Source organism: Pseudomonas sp. EU05-FHT14B02 (assembly GCF_058791055.1).
Genome location: NZ_JBYTDD010000005.1, coordinates 38,062 through 54,164, shown reverse-complemented (window position 1 = coordinate 54,164; position 16,103 = coordinate 38,062). Strand labels below are relative to the sequence as shown.

Here is a 16,103-nt window from a genome sequence, read left to right as displayed (position 1 = left end):
ACAGCGCGGTATGGATAACCAAAACACGCCATGCGGCATGGTTTGGCAAGTTCAGGCCTGTCGCTCTGAATAGGATACGAGGGTGAAGGGCCTGGAGTTGACTGGGGGTTGAAACCGGCTTTGGCCGACCTGAAAGGCAAAGGCTTCGATCAGGGTGACCTGCTCGCTGTCGTCGAGACTGAGCTGTCCGGTGGTCTGGTCGATGAGTTCGAGTTGCCAGGCAATCAGGGTCAGGCAGTCTTTCAGGGCACTCAGCGCCTCGTCGTGCAGACTCATGGTGTTCTGTGCGTGGTTCAGCAGGCCATGAATATGCAGAGAAAATTCAGACACGGCCGCCAACGCCAGGGCATCAGCCTTGTTGGCCAGCTTGAGCAGTGTGCTGAGCAAACAGTCGATGGCGTCCTTGTCATTGCTGATCAACTGCAGATGACTCAGGCATTCCTCGGTTTTAGCCAGGAGTGTTTCAGCCTCGACAAGAAACCCCGTGAGCCGCTGGGCCCACTCTTTACGATCGTTCGGCATACTTATCTCCACAACGTCATGTCAAATGAGGGGATATCGTGTGTGTCGACGAGGGCGGTCGGAACTCCGGCATTACCGAGTCGTCGGATGAACGAGTAGCGGCTGGCCCGGAAGCAGGCTGGGCAACACGAGAGGGTGGTTGGCCACTGACTTGCGATCGCACACAAAAGCCTGACTCCGTTCATGCAATGAGAATGGCGTCACATTAATGGCTATCGGATATTGCGAATATCAGGTTGCGCCTGATTATTGATAGGGGAATCCCTTACGCAGGGGAACCTTTCGCTCGAACAGTGGTCGCGGGGCGCAGAAGTGCAGCAGATGTAATCTGCCGCGCCAGTAAAGCATGATGTTAATGTGGCATCAATGGCCGGGCGTGGCATTTTAGAGAGGGTCAAGCTTCGGCAAAAACAGCCGATAACCTTCCTTGAGTGAATTCATCCGAACAAGACCTGGAGTCATTGATGGCCGGCATTCTCGACACGGTAGACCAACGCACGCAACTGGTGGGTGAGAATCGCCTGGAAATTCTCATGTTCCGGCTCGCCGGACGGCAATTGTTCGCGATCAACGTCTTTAAAGTACAGGAAGTCCTGCAGCTGCCAAAGTTGACGCTGATGCCGCAGCGGCATCCTTTTGTGTGCGGCGTGGTCAACCTGCGTGGCCAGACCCTGCCGGTGATCGACCTTTCCCAGGCCATTGGCATGCGCCCGTTGGTGCCGGGGCCTGGCAGCACGATTATCGTCACCGAATACAACCGTTCGGTTCAGGCCTTCCTGGTCGGTGGCGTGGATCGGATCGTCAACATGAACTGGGAGGCCATCCTGCCGCCCCCGAGCAGCGCCGGCCGTCAGCATTACCTGACGGCCATCAGCAAGGTTGACGATCAACTGGTGGAAATCATCGACGTCGAAAAGGTTCTGGCCGAAATCGTCCCGTACAACGCCAAAGTCTCCCGCGACAAGCTCGAAGATCCGGTACTGGAACGTGCCCGTGGCCGTGAGGTGCTGCTGGTGGATGACTCGAACGTGGCCCTGGCGCAATTGCGCGATACCCTGGGACAGCTGGGCGTGAAGATGCATATTGCCAGCGACGGGTTGAAGGCCTTGAACATGCTCAAGGCCTGGGCTGATACCGGCGTGGACATGACCGAAAAACTGCTGATGGTCTTCACCGATGCGGAAATGCCGGAAATGGATGGCTATCGCCTGACCACCGAGATCCGTAACGACCCACGCCTGCGTGGCTTGTACGTGGTGCTGCACACCTCGCTGTCCGGCAGCTTCAACGACTCGATGGTGAAAAAGGTCGGCTGCGACAATTTCCTCTCCAAATTCCAGCCGGACAAACTCGTCGACGTGGTGCGCCAGCGTTTGATGCTCGACGAAGTACCGGCCTGATCAGGCCATGGTCAACCTGTAGGAGCGAGCTTGTTCGCGATGGTCTTGAACGATAACGCGTAAAACCAGATGTCCAGCGGCGTCCCTGGGTTTTTCGCGAGCGAGCTCGGTCCTGCAGGGTTTTTGCACTTTGATTCGCTGACCAAGCTCGTATAGGGTGGCGTTTTTACCTACCAGGGAACTGGCCATGTTGCGTCTGAGCGCGCTTTATCGTTATCCGTTGAAATCCGGCAAGGGCGAGGACTTGCAGCAAGTCGGCCTCGACAAGCTGGGGCTGGACGGCGATCGCCGCTGGATGCTGGTGGATGAGGTCAGCGGTCGTTTCCTGACCCAGCGGGCGGTGGCGCAGATGAGTCAGTTGTCGGCGCTGTGGAATGCCGAAGGTGGCTTGACCCTCAGCGCGCCCGGCCATTCGCCGATCGACATTGCCTTACCCGGTAGCGATGCAGAACTGCGTGGCGTGACCATCTGGCGCGATACCTTGCGTGTGCCGGATGCAGGCGATGAAGCAGGTGCCTGGGTCAGTGAGTTCATCGGTAAACCGACGCGTCTGGTGCAAGTGCCACTGGAGCGTGCGCGTACAACCGAGGCGGGTTACGGCAAGGATGACGACCAGGTGGCGTTCGCCGACGGCTATCCGCTGTTGCTGATTGGCCAAGCCTCTCTCGAGGACTTGTCGCAACGGGTCGGGCGCCCGTTGGAGATGCTGCGTTTCCGGCCGAACCTGGTGATTGAAGGCAGTGCAGCGTTCGCCGAGGACGGCTGGAAGCGTGTCCGTATTGGCGAGGTCGAGTTTCGCGTGGTCAAGTCCTGTTCACGCTGCATCCTGACCACCATTGACCCGCAAACCGGGGAGCGCAGCGACGATCGCGAACCCTTGGCCACCTTGCAGAAGTATCGCTCGCAGGCAGACGGTGCAATGTTCGGCCAGAACCTGGTCAACGACGGCAACGGACGACTCGAAGTCGGCATGCCGGTGGAGATCCTCGAGTAGTTTTGCGCAGAACGTAAAATGCCCGTGTCGAAAAACACGGGCATTTTTTATTGCAGTGAAGCCTGCGGGTTTTAGCCGCGGTATTCGCACAGGTAAGCGGTGTCGACGGCGACTTTCAGCTGGAACTTGCTGTTGGCTGGCACGTTGAACTGGCTGCCGGTGGCGAAGGTTTCCCAGTCGCTGCTGTCGGGCAGTTTGACGGTCAATGCGCCGCTGACCACGTGCATGATTTCACGCTGGCTGGTGCCGAATTCGTACTCGCCCGGAGCCATGACGCCGATGGTCGCTGGACCTTCTGCGGTGCCAAAGGCGATCGACTTGACGGTGCCGTCGAAGTACTCGTTGACTTTAAACATGGGCGATTCCTCGAAAAGGGCTGAAAAGGGCCGGCCAGTATGCACAAGGCCCTTGACCTCGTCACCTGTCTAAAGCGGCAGAACCAGCGGCAGCAGGCGTGCGGTATTGCGCGCATCTTCCAGCGCCCGGTGTTGTTGGCCGTTGAACTGCAAGCCGGCCAGTTGCAACGCGCTGTTTAATCCCAACGGGCGTTCCAGGCGCCTGGCCTTGGCAAAACGCTGTTTGAGGTTTATGTGCGGCACGTTGGCCAGCATGCTGGCGAGTCCCAGTTGCTGCCAATCCTGAAGCAGTTGTTTGCGATCGTAATCGCCCCAACTGGCCCAGCCCTCAAGTCGCGTGTGGTGTTGGCCGAGCCAACGTTCGAACGCCGGCCAGACTTCGCCCAGCGGTTGCGCGGCATCGATGTTGGCTTGGGTGATGTGCGTCAGCTCGCGGCAAAACGGCGTCAGCAACGGCCGCCGAACAGGACGGACAAAGCGCTGGAACTGATCCAGTTCACGCCCCTTGCGGTCCACCAGAGTTGCGCCGATTTCAATGATTTCCATATCTGTTACGGGCCATCCACCCTCATCGGTGGTGGCCTCCAGATCAATGACCAGCCAATGAGGCATTGCAGGGTTCCTGGTATCCGCGTCCTGATAGCTTTGAGCGTAGCCAACCCCGGCGGTTCCGCCTAGCGCCTTATTCGACCTCCAATAGAATCTGCCGGTTTTTCACCTGATCCCCGACTTTGACTTGCAAGCGCTTGAGAACACCGTCGATGCCCGATTTCAATGGGTGCTCCATTTTCATCGCCTCCAGTACCACCAGCAGTTGGCCCTTGGTTACCCGGCTGCCTTCGTTGACCAGGACGTCGACAATCGCCCCATCCATCGGTGCCTTGAGGGTGCCGGAGCTGACACTGGCCTGGCCGGTAACCTGCGCCTGAGTGCGATCCACGAATTGCAGACTGCCCGGTCGGGTAAACAGCCAGAGACGCCCGGCCTCCAGGCGATAAGCGTGGCGTTGGCGAACGCCTTCGATTTCCAGGGTGGCCCAGCGTCCGTCGCTGTGGATGATCTTCAGTTCGAGGCTGCGCTCGGCGACCTGAATGCGCAACGGCTCGCCCGGGATCGCCTGCAACGCTACCGGCCAGTCCTGATCCTCAAGGCCGATGCGATAGTGCAGCGGCACGCTGGCGTTGTTGCGCCAACCGCCAAGCGGGGCCAGGTGAGCCTGCGCCGTAGCTTGATAGAGCAGGGCGGCGGCGATGGCCAAGTGGTGCGCGCCAGGGGTTTCGGGATGCAGGCAGGCGTGATCGGTGAAGTGCTGCGCGATGAACCCGGTATTGAAATCACCGCTGGCGAACTGCGGATGTTCCAGCAGGCTGGCAAGCAGGCGTTGATTGCTTTGCAGCCCCAGCAACACGCTGTCTTGGACCGCCCGCAGCAATTTGCGAAGGGCTTCTTCGCGGGTGGCACCGTGGGCGATGAGCTTGCCGAGCATCGGGTCGTAGAAAGGGCTGATGACCTGGCCTTCGATCAAGCCGTGGTCGATCCGCACGCCGTCCTGCAATGCCGGTTCCCAGGCCACGACGCGCCCGGTTTGCGGAAGGAAACCCTGAGCCGGGTCTTCGGCATACAAGCGCACCTCCATGGCGTGGCCCGTGAGTTGCACCTGTTCCTGGCGCAAGGGCAGCGGTTGCCCTTCGGCGATGCTCAACTGCCAGGCCACCAGATCCAGCCCCGTGATCAGTTCGGTCACCGGGTGCTCCACTTGCAGTCGTGTGTTCATCTCCAGGAAGTAGAACTGCCCGCGCGCATCCAGCAGAAACTCCACAGTGCCCGCGCCGACGTACTTTACCGCTCGCCCGGCCTTGAGCGCCGCTTCGCCCATGGCCTGACGCAGCTCGGTGGTCATCACCGGGCAGGGCGCTTCCTCGATGACTTTCTGATGCCGGCGCTGCACTGAGCAATCGCGCTCGCCGAGGTAAATCAGGTTGCCATGCCGGTCACCAAACAGCTGGACCTCGACGTGACGGGGTTCGACCAGTGCCTGTTCGAGGATCAGTTCAGCGCTGCCAAAACCGTTCAGGGCTTCGGAGCGCGCGGTGCGAATCTGTTCCAGCAAGTCGCTGGCGTCGTGCACCAGGCGCATACCGCGTCCCCCGCCGCCGGCGCTGGCCTTGATCATCAACGGATAGCCGATGCGCTCGGCTTCACGGCCCAGGGTGGCATCGTCCTGCCCGGCGCCTTGATAGCCGTTGATGCACGGCACACCGGCTTCGATCATGGCGATTTTCGACAGGCGCTTGCTGCCCATCAGTTCAATGGCCTCGGGGCTGGGGCCGATGAAGGTGATGCCAGCGTCCCTGCACGCGAGGGCAAACCCGGCGTTTTCCGAGAGGAAACCGTAGCCCGGATGAATCGCATCCGCGCCCGTGCGCCGGGCTGCGTCGAGGATGGCCTGGATGTTCAGGTAAGACTGTTGCACCGGGGCCGGACCGATGTTGACCGCCTCGTCGGCTATCCGTACGTGCAGTGCATCGGCGTCAGCGTCGCTGAACACGGCGACCGTGCGATAGCCCAGCGCCTGAGCCGTGCGCTGGATGCGGCAGGCGATTTCACCGCGGTTGGCGATGAGGATTTTTTTGAGTCCGGGCATGGGTAGGCTCTCTGATTTTTAGCGGTGTCTGGTCGGGCCTCATCGCGAGCAAGCTCGCTCCCACAGGGTTTATGAACGACACAAATCAACTGTGGGAGCGGGCTTGCTCGCGAAGCTTTTAAATGGCCCACCCCGGTTTGCGTTTTTGCACGAAGGCCATCGTTCCCTCGATGCCTTCGGCTCCGGTCACCGCTTCGCTGAACCATTCGGCAGCCTGATCCAGCAGGGCATCGGAGGGCTGACCCGCACTTGCCAGCAAGAGTTTCTTGGTCGCCGCATTCGCCCCCGGCGCGCAACACAACACATGGGCCAACACCTCATCGAGACGTTCGGCCAGGGCCTGCGGATCATGTTCGACAAAATGCACCAGCCCCATGCGCCGTGCCTGGGTACCATCAAAACGCGCCGCCGTCAGGGCCAGACGCCGGGCTTGGGTCAAGCCGATGCGTTGCACCACGAACGGTACGATCTGCGCCGGCAACAGGCCGAGACTGGTTTCCGGCAGGCCGAATTGCGCCTGGTGATCGGCCAGGGCGATATCGCTGACACAGGCCAGGCCGAGACCGCCGCCGAGCACCGCGCCCTGCAGCACGGTAATCACCACTTGCGGAGCGTGTTGCACTTCTTGCAATAGCGCGCCGAACACCCGGTTCAGATCCCGGTGCGCAGTTGGGCCTTGAGCCCGGGCGTTGGCCATGTCCTTGATGTCACCGCCGGCACAGAAGTGCCCGCCGACACCGCCGATCACCAGTGCGCGAACCCCTGGTTTATCGCGTACCGCGGCCAGCACCGAGCGCAACTCGGCGACCATCTGCAAGCTCATCGCATTGCGGCTTTCGGGGCGGTTGAGGGTGATGTGCAACACGCCGTTGTGCAGCTCCAGCAGCAAAGTCTGGCAAACCGGCAGGCTGTTCATTTCTTTTTCCCCGGCAGAATGCCCATGAGTTTGCAGATGATTCCCAGCATGATTTCGTCGGCGCCGCCGCCGATCGACACCAGCCGTACATCGCGGTAAGCCCGGGCCACCGGGTTGTCCCACATGAAGCCCATGCCGCCCCAGTATTGCAGGCAACTGTCACTGACTTCGCGGCCCAGCCGCCCGGCCTTGAGCTTGGCCATGGAGGCCAGGCGCGTGACGTCCTGGCCTTTGATGTATTGCTCGGTGGCCTGATAGACCAGCGCCCGCAGGCATTCGATCTCGGTTTGCAGTTCCGCCAGACGGAAGTGGATCACCTGATTGTCGATCAGCGCGTTGCCGAAGGTTTTGCGCTCCTTGCAGTATTCGATGGTGCTGTCGACGCAGTACTCCAGGCCCTTGATCATGTTGGCCGCGCCGAACAGGCGTTCCTCCTGGAACTGCAGCATCTGCATCATGAACCCCGCACCTTCATGACCAATGCGGTTGCGCTGCGGTACGCGCACGTTGTCGAAAAACACCTGGGCGGTTTCCGAGCTGCGCATGCCGAGCTTGTCCAGGTGCGAACTCAAGCTGATGCCCGGTGTGTTCATCGGCACCATGATCAGCGACTTGTTGATGTGCGGTTTGTCGTCCGAGGTGTTGGCCAGCAGGCAGATGAAATCGGCGCTCGGTGAGTTGGTGATCCACATCTTGCTGCCGTTGATCACGTAATCGTCGCCGTCCTTGCGCGCCGTGGTTTTCAGCCCGGCGACATCAGAGCCGGCACCGACTTCGGAGACGCCGATGCAGCCGACCTGCTCGCCGCTGATGGCCGGGCGCAGGAATTCCTCGCGCAGTTCATCGGAACCGAACCGGGCCAGCGCAGGCGTGCACATGTCGGTCTGCACGCCGATGGACATTGGAATGCCGCCGCAATGGATGGTGCCGAACTCTTCGGCGGCGACGATCGAATAGCTGTAGTCGAGCCCCATGCCGCCGAATTTTTCCGGCTTCGAAATACCCAACAATCCGAGGTCGCCGGCTTTGCGGAAGATATCGTGGATGGGGAAGCGCCCGGCCTTTTCCCATTCCTCGACATGCGGGTTGATCTCGTGCTCGACGAACTGGCGAACGGTGCGACGCAGTGCTTCGTGTTCCTGGGTGAAGATCATTTTTATTGTTCTCCTGATAGTCGGCTTAGAACCGCGCCACACCGAAACTGTTGGCCTGCAATGGCCGCACCTCGGCCTCGTGACAGATATCCAGCAAGTAACCCAGCAAGGTCCGGGTATCGCGTGGGTCGATCAAACCATCGTCCCAGAGGTTGGCGCTGCCATAGAGCGCCGTGGACTGGCTGTCGAGTTTCTGCGCAGTGACCTGTTCGAGCATGTCGAGCATTTTCGGATCGGGCACCAGGCCGTCCTTGGCCTGTTTGGCCTCGGTGACGATGCGCAGGACCTTGCCCGCTTGCGCACCGCCCATCACGGCGGTACGGCTGTTGGGCCAGGCGAAGATGAAACGCGGGTCGAGACCGCGACCGCACATCGCATAGTTGCCCGCGCCGTAGGAGCCGCCAACCACGATGGTCAGCTTCGGCACCCGGGCGTTGGCCACCGCCTGAATCATCTTCGCTCCGTGCTTGATCACGCCTTGCTGTTCCGATTCGGTGCCGACCATGAACCCGGTGGTGTTGTGGAAAAACAGTAGCGGCGTCTGGCTCTGGTCGCACAACTGGATGAACTGGGCGGCCTTGCTCGCGCCTTTTGGCGTGATCGGGCCGTTGTTGCCGATGAAGCCACAGGCGCGGCCCTGAATTTTCAGATGACCGCACAGAGTCTGCTGATCGAATTCGCCCTTGAATTCAAGAAAGTTCGAAGCGTCGGCGAGGCGGGCGATGATTTCGCGCGCGTCGTAGGGTTTTTTCGGATCATCCGGGATCAGGCCCAGCAGTTCGTCGATGGGGTAGAGCGGCTCCTCCCAGCGACGTTCGGGGAGTGGAGGCAACTGCTCGTTCCACGGCAGCAGGCTGATAATCTCGCGTACTTGTCGCACGCCATCGGCGTCGTTTTCAGCCAGGTATTCGGCGGTGCCGGCGGTTTGTGCGTGCATCTCGGCACCGCCCAATTCTTCATCGGTGGCGACTTCGCCGGTCGCGGCTTTGAGCAGTGGGGGACCTGCGAGAAACAGCTTGGCCTTGCCGCGCACCACCACCACGTAATCCGACAGCCCCGGCTGATAGGCGCCACCCGCCGTGGCGGAGCCGTGCACCACGGTGACCTGGGGCAACCCCATGGCCGACATCCGCGCCTGATTGGCAAAGCTGCGCGCGCCTTCGACGAAAATTTCCGCCGCGTAATTGAGGTTGGCGCCGCCGCTTTCGGCGAGGGTGATCACTGGCAGTTTGTTTTCCATGGCGATCTGTTGCAGGCGCAGGGATTTCTTCAAGCCGCTGGGGGAGATGGTCCCGCCCCTGATAGCGCTGTTGTTCGCCACCACCAGTACACGCACGCCGGACACGTAGCCGATACCGGCGATCAAGCCGCCACCGGCGGAGCTGCCATCCTTGTCATCGTGCAGCTTGTAGCCGGCCAGGCTCGCCAGTTCAAGAAACGGTGCGCCGGGGTCCAGCAGCAGATTGAGGCGCTCCCGGGGCAGCAACTGGCCGCGTTTTTCGAACCTGGGTTTGGCTTCGGCTGCCTTGTTCAGTAAGTTCTGTTCGAGCGCGCGCACTTGTTCGATGGCACCCAGCATCGCCGCACGGTTGCGAGCGAACTGCTCGCTGTGGGGATCGAGTTGCGACTGAATCACCGGCATGGGTTATTCCTTGTCCTTCAACACGTCTGGTATGTAGGCGCGGTGGAAGCCGTTGTACGACTCGCTGTTGGTCGCCTTGTGGATCGGCCAGGCGCGGCCGCCGAGGCTGGCGGCGCCGTCGATGCGCAAGGTGCTGCCGCTGACAAACGCCGCTGCCGGGCTGAGCAGGAAAACTATCGCCGCGCTGACTTCCGATTCGGTGCCGATGCGTTTGAGCGGCACGTGTTCGCGCAGGGTCGGGATCACGGCCTTGAAGGCGCCTTCGTAGGTGTCCATGCCGCTGGAGGCAATCCAGCCCGGCGCCACGGCATTGACCCGCACCCCCGCATGACCCCATTCGTACGCGGCTGTCTTGGTCAGGTTGTCCATGCCCGAACGTGCCGCGCCAGAGTGGCCCATACCGGGCATGCCGCCCCACATGTCGGCGAGCATGTTGACGATGGCCCCACCGTGCTTGCTCATGGACTGGTTGAACACTTCCCGGGCCATCAGGAAGCCGCCCACCAGATTGGTACGCATCACGGTTTCGAAACCCTTCTGATTGATCGAGGCCAGGGGCGAGGGGTACTGCCCGCCAGCATTGTTGACCAGGCCGTGGATCGGACCGTGCTTGCGGATAAGCTCGCTGACCAGATGCGTCACCGCTTCTTCCTCGCGGATATCACAGGTGCTCCAGTCGGCCTTGCCGCCGTCGTCGGCGATCTCCTTCGCAACGTTTTTCAGCTTCTCGGCATTGCGCCCGACCAGCAGCACATGGGCGCCGAGGGCCGCCAGTTCGTGGGCAGTACAGCGGCCGATGCCACTGCCGCCACCGGTGACGATGATGTTTTGGCCGGCAAACAAATCGGCTTTGAAAATCGAATCGTAGGCCATGGCGGCAATCCTCTAGTTGAACTGGTCGGCGATGCGCTTCGGCACCGGGATCTGGATTTCCAGCAACTGCTGGGCGAAGGCCTTGCCTTGCGGATCGATTCGCAGGCTGGCGACACCGCCGCCGCCGAGGGCGTTTTCCAGCAGGAAATTCAGGCTGTGGCTGGCGGGCAAGTACCAGCGCTCGACCCGCCCGTGGATTGGATCGAGGACGTGGCCCATCCAGTCGACGATCACTTCCGGGGTCAGGGCTTCGGCGATCCATGGCAGGAATTCCGGCTCGCGGGCCATGACGCCGATGTTGCTGTGGTTACCCTTGTCGCCCGAGCGGGCGACCGCCAGTTTGATCAGGGCCACGCTGGCGTCGGCCAGGCCAAGCGGTTTCGGTGGGGCGAGCGGGGCTGGCAGGTCCAGCGGGTCGAGTACATCGAGGGCGGGCAGGGCACACGGGTGGCGTTGCCCCATGAAATCAATGTCCAGCGAGCAGGCGGTTTTGTCGATCAGGAATGAGAACAGCCGGATCAGCGGGTACACCGTCGGCCGGCCACCGACAATGCCGGTCAGCCCCGGCGCCATGCCGGTGGCGGCCTGGGCGATTTCCCGGGAGAACACGACCAGTGCCTGCTTGTCCGGATGGCGCACCGCGAGCTTGATCACCACTTCGCGGCTGTCCTGACGCTGGCCGTGGGGGCCGTAGGTGGCCTCGCTGCCCAGCAACTCGATATTCACCTCGCTGTACGGCGCCCAGCCGCGCTGGCGGAACATTTCCGAGGTCTTGTTGATGATCGCATCGCCGACACGCCGCGCCTTGTCGACGGCATCGATGCCGGCGATCAGGCAACTGGCGGTGCAGCGAAAACCATCGGGGTACGTGGCGCTGACTTTGTATTGAGCGGTCGGCGGCAGGCCTTTGGCACCGTGCACCTGCACCGCGTTCTTGCCTTGTTGCAGCAGTTTGACCTGAGTGAAATCGCACACCACGTCGGGCAGCAGATACGCGCGCGGGTCACCGATTTCATACAGCATCTGTTCGCCCACCGTCAGCGGCGTGACCAGCCCGCCCGTACCTTCGGGTTTGCTGACGATGAACTGGCTGTCGGCGTTGACTTCGACGATGGGAAAACCGATGTGTTCGTAGTCGGGCACGTCGCGCCAGTCGGTGAAGTTGCCGCCCGTGCACTGGGCACCACATTCGATGATGTGCCCGGCCAATGCCGCCTGGGCGAGCTTGTCGTAGTCGTGCCACGACCAGCCGAACTCATGCACCAGCGCGGCACTGACCACTGCACTGTCCACCACGCGCCCGGTGATCACGATGTCCGCCCCCAGGCGCAGGGCTTCGACAATGCCGGGTGCGCCGAGGTAGGCGTTAGTCGAGACGCACAGCGATGGCAGGGGCGCGCCGCTGAACATTTCATGAATGCCCAGGTTGCCCAGCTTTTTGAATTGCGGCTGCAGGTCATCACCCAGCAGCACGGCGATCTTCAGCGCCACCCCGGCCTTGTCGCAGGCCGCTTGCAGGGCGGCGGCGCAGGCTTGGGGGTTGACCCCGCCGGCATTACTGATGACCCGGATGTTTTGCTGCGCGAGTTGCCCCAGCAAGGGCGCGAGCACTTCGATGAAGTCACCCGCATAGCCGGCCTGGGGATCTTTCATCCGCGCGCCGGCCATGATCGACAGGGTGATTTCGGCCAGGTAATCGAACACCAGATAGTCCAGATGCCCGTGTTTCACCAGTTGCGCGGCAGCGGTCGAGGTATCGCCCCAGAAGGCGCTGGCACAACCGATGCGAATTGTTTCAGGCGCAGTCCCTTCCATAGTCACCTCCAACCGAAGTGTGTCGACATTACCAAGCAAGCGCTTGGTTTGTAAATGGCTTGATTATCTTCTGCCCAAGCGCTTGCTTGGTTGCATCCTTGCGCTTAAATTGCCCGCGCAACCCCGTTGTTTTCGGGGGATCGGCGTTATTGATCGAACGACTGTAGGAGAGAACGGGTGGACGAGCAAAAAGCCCTGAGGGTGATGCGCCAATTGGTGGACGACGGCCAATTGACCGACCCGGACAGCGCCCGTGGCAAATTGCTGCAAGTGGCGGCCCACCTGTTCCGCAATAAAGGCTATGAGCGCACGACCGTGCGCGACCTGGCCGGCGCCGTGGGCATTCAGTCCGGGAGTATTTTCCATCACTTCAAGAGCAAGGACGAAATCCTGCGCGCCGTGATGGAAGAAACCATACGCTACAACACTGCGTTGATGCGTGCGGCCATCGCCGAGGCCGGCAATGTGCGTGAGCAGGTGCTGGCGCTGATCCGGTGTGAATTGCAGTCGATCATGGGCGGCAGCGGCGAGGCCATGGCCGTGCTGGTCTACGAATGGCGCTCGCTGTCCGAAGAGGGCCAGGCCAAGGTCCTGGCGCTGCGGGACATTTACGAAGACATCTGGCTGCAAGTACTGGGCGAAGCCAAGAGCGCCGGGTTTATCCGAGGCGATGTGTTCATCACCCGACGCTTCCTGACTGGCGCATTGTCCTGGACCACCACCTGGTTTCGCGCCGGTGGCAGCATGAGTCTCGATCAGTTGGCCGATGAGGCGTTGATTCTGGTGCTGGAAGACCGGCAATAAGCTTGTATTGACCAGCATTAAACTGGCTAACTGGACGAAACCGCCTAGCTTGAATGCATTGGTACCGTTTTATTAGGGGAGTGGGGGCGTTTTGATGGGTTCGCCAATTCGGTCAGCCTCGCGGCTTTTGCTGACGATGCTTGCGGTGTCAACGATGATGCCGTCCCAGGCTGCGCAACTGGTGCGCATCGGTGCTGCGCACTTTCCGCCCTACACCGTGCGCCCGGAATCCGGGGCCGATACCGGATTACTGCCGCAACTGGTGGAGGCCCTGAACGCATCGCAAACTGACTACCAGTTTGTCCTGGTGCCCACTTCCATTCCCCGGCGCTTCGGTGATTTCAAGCAGGGCCGGGTCGACATGGCCATCTTCGAAAATCCCGCCTGGGGTTGGGAAGAGATCCCCCACACAGCCGTCGACATGGGGCTGGAGGACGCCGAGATTTTTGTCGCGCAACGCTTGCCCGGTCGACAGCAAAGCTATTTTGCCGACCTGAACGGCAAGCGCCTGGCACTGTTCAGCGGCTATCACTATGAGTTCGCCAATTTCAATGCCGACCCCCTGTACCTGGCGAAAAACTACAACGCCACGCTGACCTATTCCCATGACAGCAATCTGCTGATGGTATTGCGCGGCCGGGCCGACGTCGCTCTGGTCACGCGTTCGTACCTGAGCGATTACTTCCTGCGCAATGAAAAAGTCGCCGGCGAGTTGCTGGCATCCCAACGCATCGATCAGGTCTATCACCATTACGCCATCCTGCGCCCGACGGCTCCCATCAGCGGCGAGGCATTCGCCAAGGTGCTACAAGGCTTGCGGGACAATGGCCAGATGCTGAGGATTTTCGATCCGTACAAGATTGCCCTGGTGCCGGTCCAGCGCAACGCACCGGCGCCAAAAGTCGCCAATTAGCAGTATTTGGCTAAATTTCCCGCCCTGGCTCACGTCACTTCGTTGAACTGTCGACGACTATCGTGAGCCCGACCCATGCCCAATCTGAATGACCTGACTGCCCTGTGTCTGCCGACAGGCAATCGTCTTGCCTCTGATGAAACCGATTGCCGCCTGAGCCTCAGCCTGGAAGGGCAACCGTTGCTTGCCCTGCGGCTGAATCGTGGCCCCGAGTTGCACGTGCAACTGGAGGAGCGTTTCAGTCGCCCTGAAGGACAGACATTGTGGGTGGCCTGTTACTGGCTGTTCGCTCGCAACCCCGGCTGTCAGCGCCTGGTTTGGCAACTGCAAGAGGTGCCGGACGAAGCCGTGTCCGGCGGTCTGCTGATTCCGACTCCCGTCAACGGCCAGTATCACTGCGAGCGCACCTTGTTCTGGCAGTTACCGCAGCCTTGGCTGGGGCATTCCCTGACCGGCAGCTACCCACAGCAAATGCTCATCACCGACGGTAAACGTCATCCACGGCGGCCGGTCAAACCCCGTGGTGAAGTGTATCAACGCTTCGATGCGCGGCTGGGTGCCCGGGTTTCCCTGCGCACGCTGGACATCGAGCAGGATCTGGCACGCTTCAATCGTTGGCAGAACAGCCCGCGTGTCGCGAGTTTCTGGCAGGAGGAGGGCAGCCTCGAGCAGCATCGCCAATACCTGAGCAAACTCGAAGCCGACCCGCACACGCTGACGCTGATCGGTTGTTTCGACGATCAACCCTTCGCTTATTTCGAAGCCTACTGGACCAGGGAAGATCGCATCGCGCCGTTCTACGAGGCCGGCGATTACGACCGTGGCATTCACATGCTGGTGGGCGAAGAAAATCACCGCGGTCCGCACAAGGTGGCGAGTTGGTTACAGGCGCTGGTGCACTATCTGTTTCTCGATGATCCGCGCACCCAGCGCGTGGTTGCCGAGCCCCGTGCCGATAACGCCAAGATGATCGAATACATGCAAGAGCAGCGCTTTCACTGCGAGAAAGAGTTCGATTTTCCGCACAAGCGCGCGGCCCTGATGGTGTTGGGGCGGGAGCGGTTTTTTGATCGGTGCGCACTGGCCTGAGGCTTGAGGGTCAAGATTTGTTGCTGTCTTGAGCGCGCCTTCGCGAGCAAGCCCGCTCCCACATTTTTCCTGTGTTCGCAGGACACTGTGGGAGATTGCTTGCGATGGGCGCGATGCAGATCCCGGATCTTATTGGCGAACAGCCATATCGCCACGCTTGCCCGACACCTTGCGGCAGTGCACCAGTGCATCACGGATCATGAAGTTCACCAGGGTCGGCGAGACGCCGAGCTCCTTGGCGATGTCTTTTTGCGGTACGCCGTGCAGGCGGTACATCTCGAAGGCGTAGCGGGTGCGGCTCGGCAACTCGGTCAACGCATCGGCGATGTGCTCCAGCGTCGAGAAATTGATGTGCGAGGTTTCCGGAGACGCACCCTGGATCACCACATTCAGCCCTTCCTCTTCGGGGCCGGAATACTTTTGCTCCAGCGCCTGTTTGCGGTAGTGGTCGATCGCCAGGTTGCGCACGATCTGGAACAGGTAGCTGAGCTGAGCCTTGATCGAACTGGTGATGGGCGGGGCCGATTGCAGCCGGAAGAATGCATCCTGCACAACATCTTCGGCACGTGAGCGGCAACCGGTAATTCGGGCTGCGATCTTCACCAGAATCAATCGATTGTCGACGAATGCCTGAAGTAGCGGTGTATCGCACCTGCTTGTGGATACTGGTTCCATCATGGAAATCACCTTGCTGCCAAAAGGTTAGTGGGACGGCGAATGAGCCGGGGGGGGGCCGTCCTACACATCGAGCGACAAATTAGGCTTAATGATAATGATTGTCAAATGAGAAAAAGAACTAATGCGTTGCAAGGGTAAAGAGTGAGAACTGCGACACGCTGACTCACTTCAGTCCGCTTTGCGTTCCAGCCTGGCGACTAATTATTTCCAGACGTCATCCGTTCTCATTGGTGAATTGCACAGCGCAACCCTCATCACCCTGTAGGAGCGAGCTCGCTCGCGATGGTCGTCAACGATGACGAT

General features: G+C 60.7%; 15 protein-coding genes. 5 read left to right on the top strand and 10 right to left on the bottom strand.

Features of this window, described 5'->3' with window-relative positions; genetic code table 11:
• Nucleotides 1-51 precede the first annotated feature (51 nt).
• The gene (locus tag AC3WTM_RS06865; RefSeq protein ID WP_102672102.1) at nt 52-522 is read right to left on the bottom strand and encodes a hypothetical protein; all 471 of its coding nucleotides are present in this window, start codon (nt 520-522) and stop codon (nt 52-54) included.
• 464 nt (nt 523-986) lie between these two features.
• Between AC3WTM_RS06865 and AC3WTM_RS06860 the strand changes: the two genes are divergently transcribed.
• On the top strand, nt 987-1,922 hold the full coding sequence (locus tag AC3WTM_RS06860) for a chemotaxis protein CheV (RefSeq protein ID WP_007973464.1): 936 nt from the start codon (nt 987-989) through the stop codon (nt 1,920-1,922).
• Nucleotides 1,923-2,109: 187 nt separating this feature from the next.
• Nucleotides 2,110-2,916 (top strand): MOSC domain-containing protein, encoded by an 807-nt coding sequence (locus AC3WTM_RS06855; protein ID WP_102672104.1) that lies wholly within the window; start codon nt 2,110-2,112, stop codon nt 2,914-2,916.
• Nucleotides 2,917-2,987: 71 nt separating this feature from the next.
• On the opposite strand, the gene ppnP is transcribed toward AC3WTM_RS06855, so the two are convergent.
• From ppnP to AC3WTM_RS06815, 8 genes are all read right to left on the bottom strand, one after another.
• Entirely contained in the window at nt 2,988-3,272 is a 285-nt protein-coding gene (ppnP, locus tag AC3WTM_RS06850; protein WP_102672105.1) for a pyrimidine/purine nucleoside phosphorylase, read from the bottom strand.
• Nucleotides 3,273-3,341: 69 nt separating this feature from the next.
• Complete coding sequence (locus AC3WTM_RS06845) at nt 3,342-3,884, bottom strand: 3'-5' exonuclease (protein WP_102672106.1); 543 nt, start codon at nt 3,882-3,884, stop codon at nt 3,342-3,344.
• A 70-nt stretch (nt 3,885-3,954) separates the two neighbouring features.
• Nucleotides 3,955-5,916: an acetyl-CoA carboxylase biotin carboxylase subunit gene (locus tag AC3WTM_RS06840; RefSeq protein ID WP_102672107.1), complete on the bottom strand. Its 1,962-nt coding sequence runs from the start codon at nt 5,914-5,916 to the stop codon at nt 3,955-3,957.
• 118 nt (nt 5,917-6,034) lie between these two features.
• Nucleotides 6,035-6,832: an enoyl-CoA hydratase/isomerase family protein gene (locus AC3WTM_RS06835; RefSeq protein ID WP_102672108.1), complete on the bottom strand. Its 798-nt coding sequence runs from the start codon at nt 6,830-6,832 to the stop codon at nt 6,035-6,037.
• Nucleotides 6,829-7,986, bottom strand: a complete 1,158-nt coding sequence (atuD, locus tag AC3WTM_RS06830; protein ID WP_057713852.1) for a citronellyl-CoA dehydrogenase — start codon at nt 7,984-7,986, stop codon at nt 6,829-6,831. Before atuD ends, AC3WTM_RS06835 begins: the two co-directional genes overlap by 4 nt.
• A gap of 25 nt (nt 7,987-8,011) precedes the next feature.
• The gene (gene atuC / locus AC3WTM_RS06825) at nt 8,012-9,628 is read right to left on the bottom strand and encodes a geranyl-CoA carboxylase subunit beta (RefSeq protein WP_102672109.1); all 1,617 of its coding nucleotides are present in this window, start codon (nt 9,626-9,628) and stop codon (nt 8,012-8,014) included.
• 3 nt (nt 9,629-9,631) lie between these two features.
• Entirely contained in the window at nt 9,632-10,501 is an 870-nt protein-coding gene (locus AC3WTM_RS06820) for an SDR family oxidoreductase (protein WP_102672110.1), read from the bottom strand.
• 12 nt (nt 10,502-10,513) lie between these two features.
• Nucleotides 10,514-12,316, bottom strand: a complete 1,803-nt coding sequence (locus tag AC3WTM_RS06815) for an acyclic terpene utilization AtuA family protein (protein ID WP_102672111.1) — start codon at nt 12,314-12,316, stop codon at nt 10,514-10,516.
• A gap of 177 nt (nt 12,317-12,493) precedes the next feature.
• On the opposite strand from AC3WTM_RS06815, the gene AC3WTM_RS06810 reads away from it, so the two are divergent.
• The 3 genes from AC3WTM_RS06810 (at nt 12,494) to AC3WTM_RS06800 (ending at nt 15,122) form a co-directional block, all read left to right on the top strand.
• Nucleotides 12,494-13,120 (top strand): TetR/AcrR family transcriptional regulator, encoded by a 627-nt coding sequence (locus AC3WTM_RS06810; RefSeq protein WP_102672112.1) that lies wholly within the window; start codon nt 12,494-12,496, stop codon nt 13,118-13,120.
• Between the two features lie 94 nt (nt 13,121-13,214).
• A complete protein-coding gene (locus tag AC3WTM_RS06805; protein WP_102672113.1) occupies nt 13,215-14,033 on the top strand; it encodes a substrate-binding periplasmic protein in 819 nt (272 codons plus the stop codon).
• Nucleotides 14,034-14,108: 75 nt separating this feature from the next.
• Entirely contained in the window at nt 14,109-15,122 is a 1,014-nt protein-coding gene (locus tag AC3WTM_RS06800; RefSeq protein ID WP_102672114.1) for a GNAT family N-acetyltransferase, read from the top strand.
• 129 nt (nt 15,123-15,251) lie between these two features.
• Here AC3WTM_RS06800 and AC3WTM_RS06795 read toward each other — a convergent pair whose 3' ends face one another.
• A complete protein-coding gene (locus AC3WTM_RS06795) occupies nt 15,252-15,800 on the bottom strand; it encodes an RNA polymerase factor sigma-70 (RefSeq protein ID WP_102672115.1) in 549 nt (182 codons plus the stop codon).
• Between the last annotated feature and the right edge of the window lie 303 nt (nt 15,801-16,103).

Coding starts and splice junctions, on each gene's coding strand:
- AC3WTM_RS06835 (WP_102672108.1), bottom strand. CDS start 6,832: ATGAACAGCCTGCCGGTTTGCCAGACTTTGCTGCTGGAGCTGCACAAC.
- atuC (WP_102672109.1), bottom strand. CDS start 9,628: ATGCCGGTGATTCAGTCGCAACTCGATCCCCACAGCGAGCAGTTCGCT.
- atuD (WP_057713852.1), bottom strand. CDS start 7,986: ATGATCTTCACCCAGGAACACGAAGCACTGCGTCGCACCGTTCGCCAG.
- AC3WTM_RS06845 (WP_102672106.1), bottom strand. CDS start 3,884: ATGCCTCATTGGCTGGTCATTGATCTGGAGGCCACCACCGATGAGGGT.
- ppnP (WP_102672105.1), bottom strand. CDS start 3,272: ATGTTTAAAGTCAACGAGTACTTCGACGGCACCGTCAAGTCGATCGCC.
- AC3WTM_RS06795 (WP_102672115.1), bottom strand. CDS start 15,800: ATGATGGAACCAGTATCCACAAGCAGGTGCGATACACCGCTACTTCAG.
- AC3WTM_RS06820 (WP_102672110.1), bottom strand. CDS start 10,501: ATGGCCTACGATTCGATTTTCAAAGCCGATTTGTTTGCCGGCCAAAAC.
- AC3WTM_RS06815 (WP_102672111.1), bottom strand. CDS start 12,316: ATGGAAGGGACTGCGCCTGAAACAATTCGCATCGGTTGTGCCAGCGCC.
- AC3WTM_RS06855 (WP_102672104.1), top strand. CDS start 2,110: ATGTTGCGTCTGAGCGCGCTTTATCGTTATCCGTTGAAATCCGGCAAG.
- AC3WTM_RS06840 (WP_102672107.1), bottom strand. CDS start 5,916: ATGCCCGGACTCAAAAAAATCCTCATCGCCAACCGCGGTGAAATCGCC.
- AC3WTM_RS06800 (WP_102672114.1), top strand. CDS start 14,109: ATGCCCAATCTGAATGACCTGACTGCCCTGTGTCTGCCGACAGGCAAT.
- AC3WTM_RS06805 (WP_102672113.1), top strand. CDS start 13,215: ATGGGTTCGCCAATTCGGTCAGCCTCGCGGCTTTTGCTGACGATGCTT.
- AC3WTM_RS06865 (WP_102672102.1), bottom strand. CDS start 522: ATGCCGAACGATCGTAAAGAGTGGGCCCAGCGGCTCACGGGGTTTCTT.
- AC3WTM_RS06860 (WP_007973464.1), top strand. CDS start 987: ATGGCCGGCATTCTCGACACGGTAGACCAACGCACGCAACTGGTGGGT.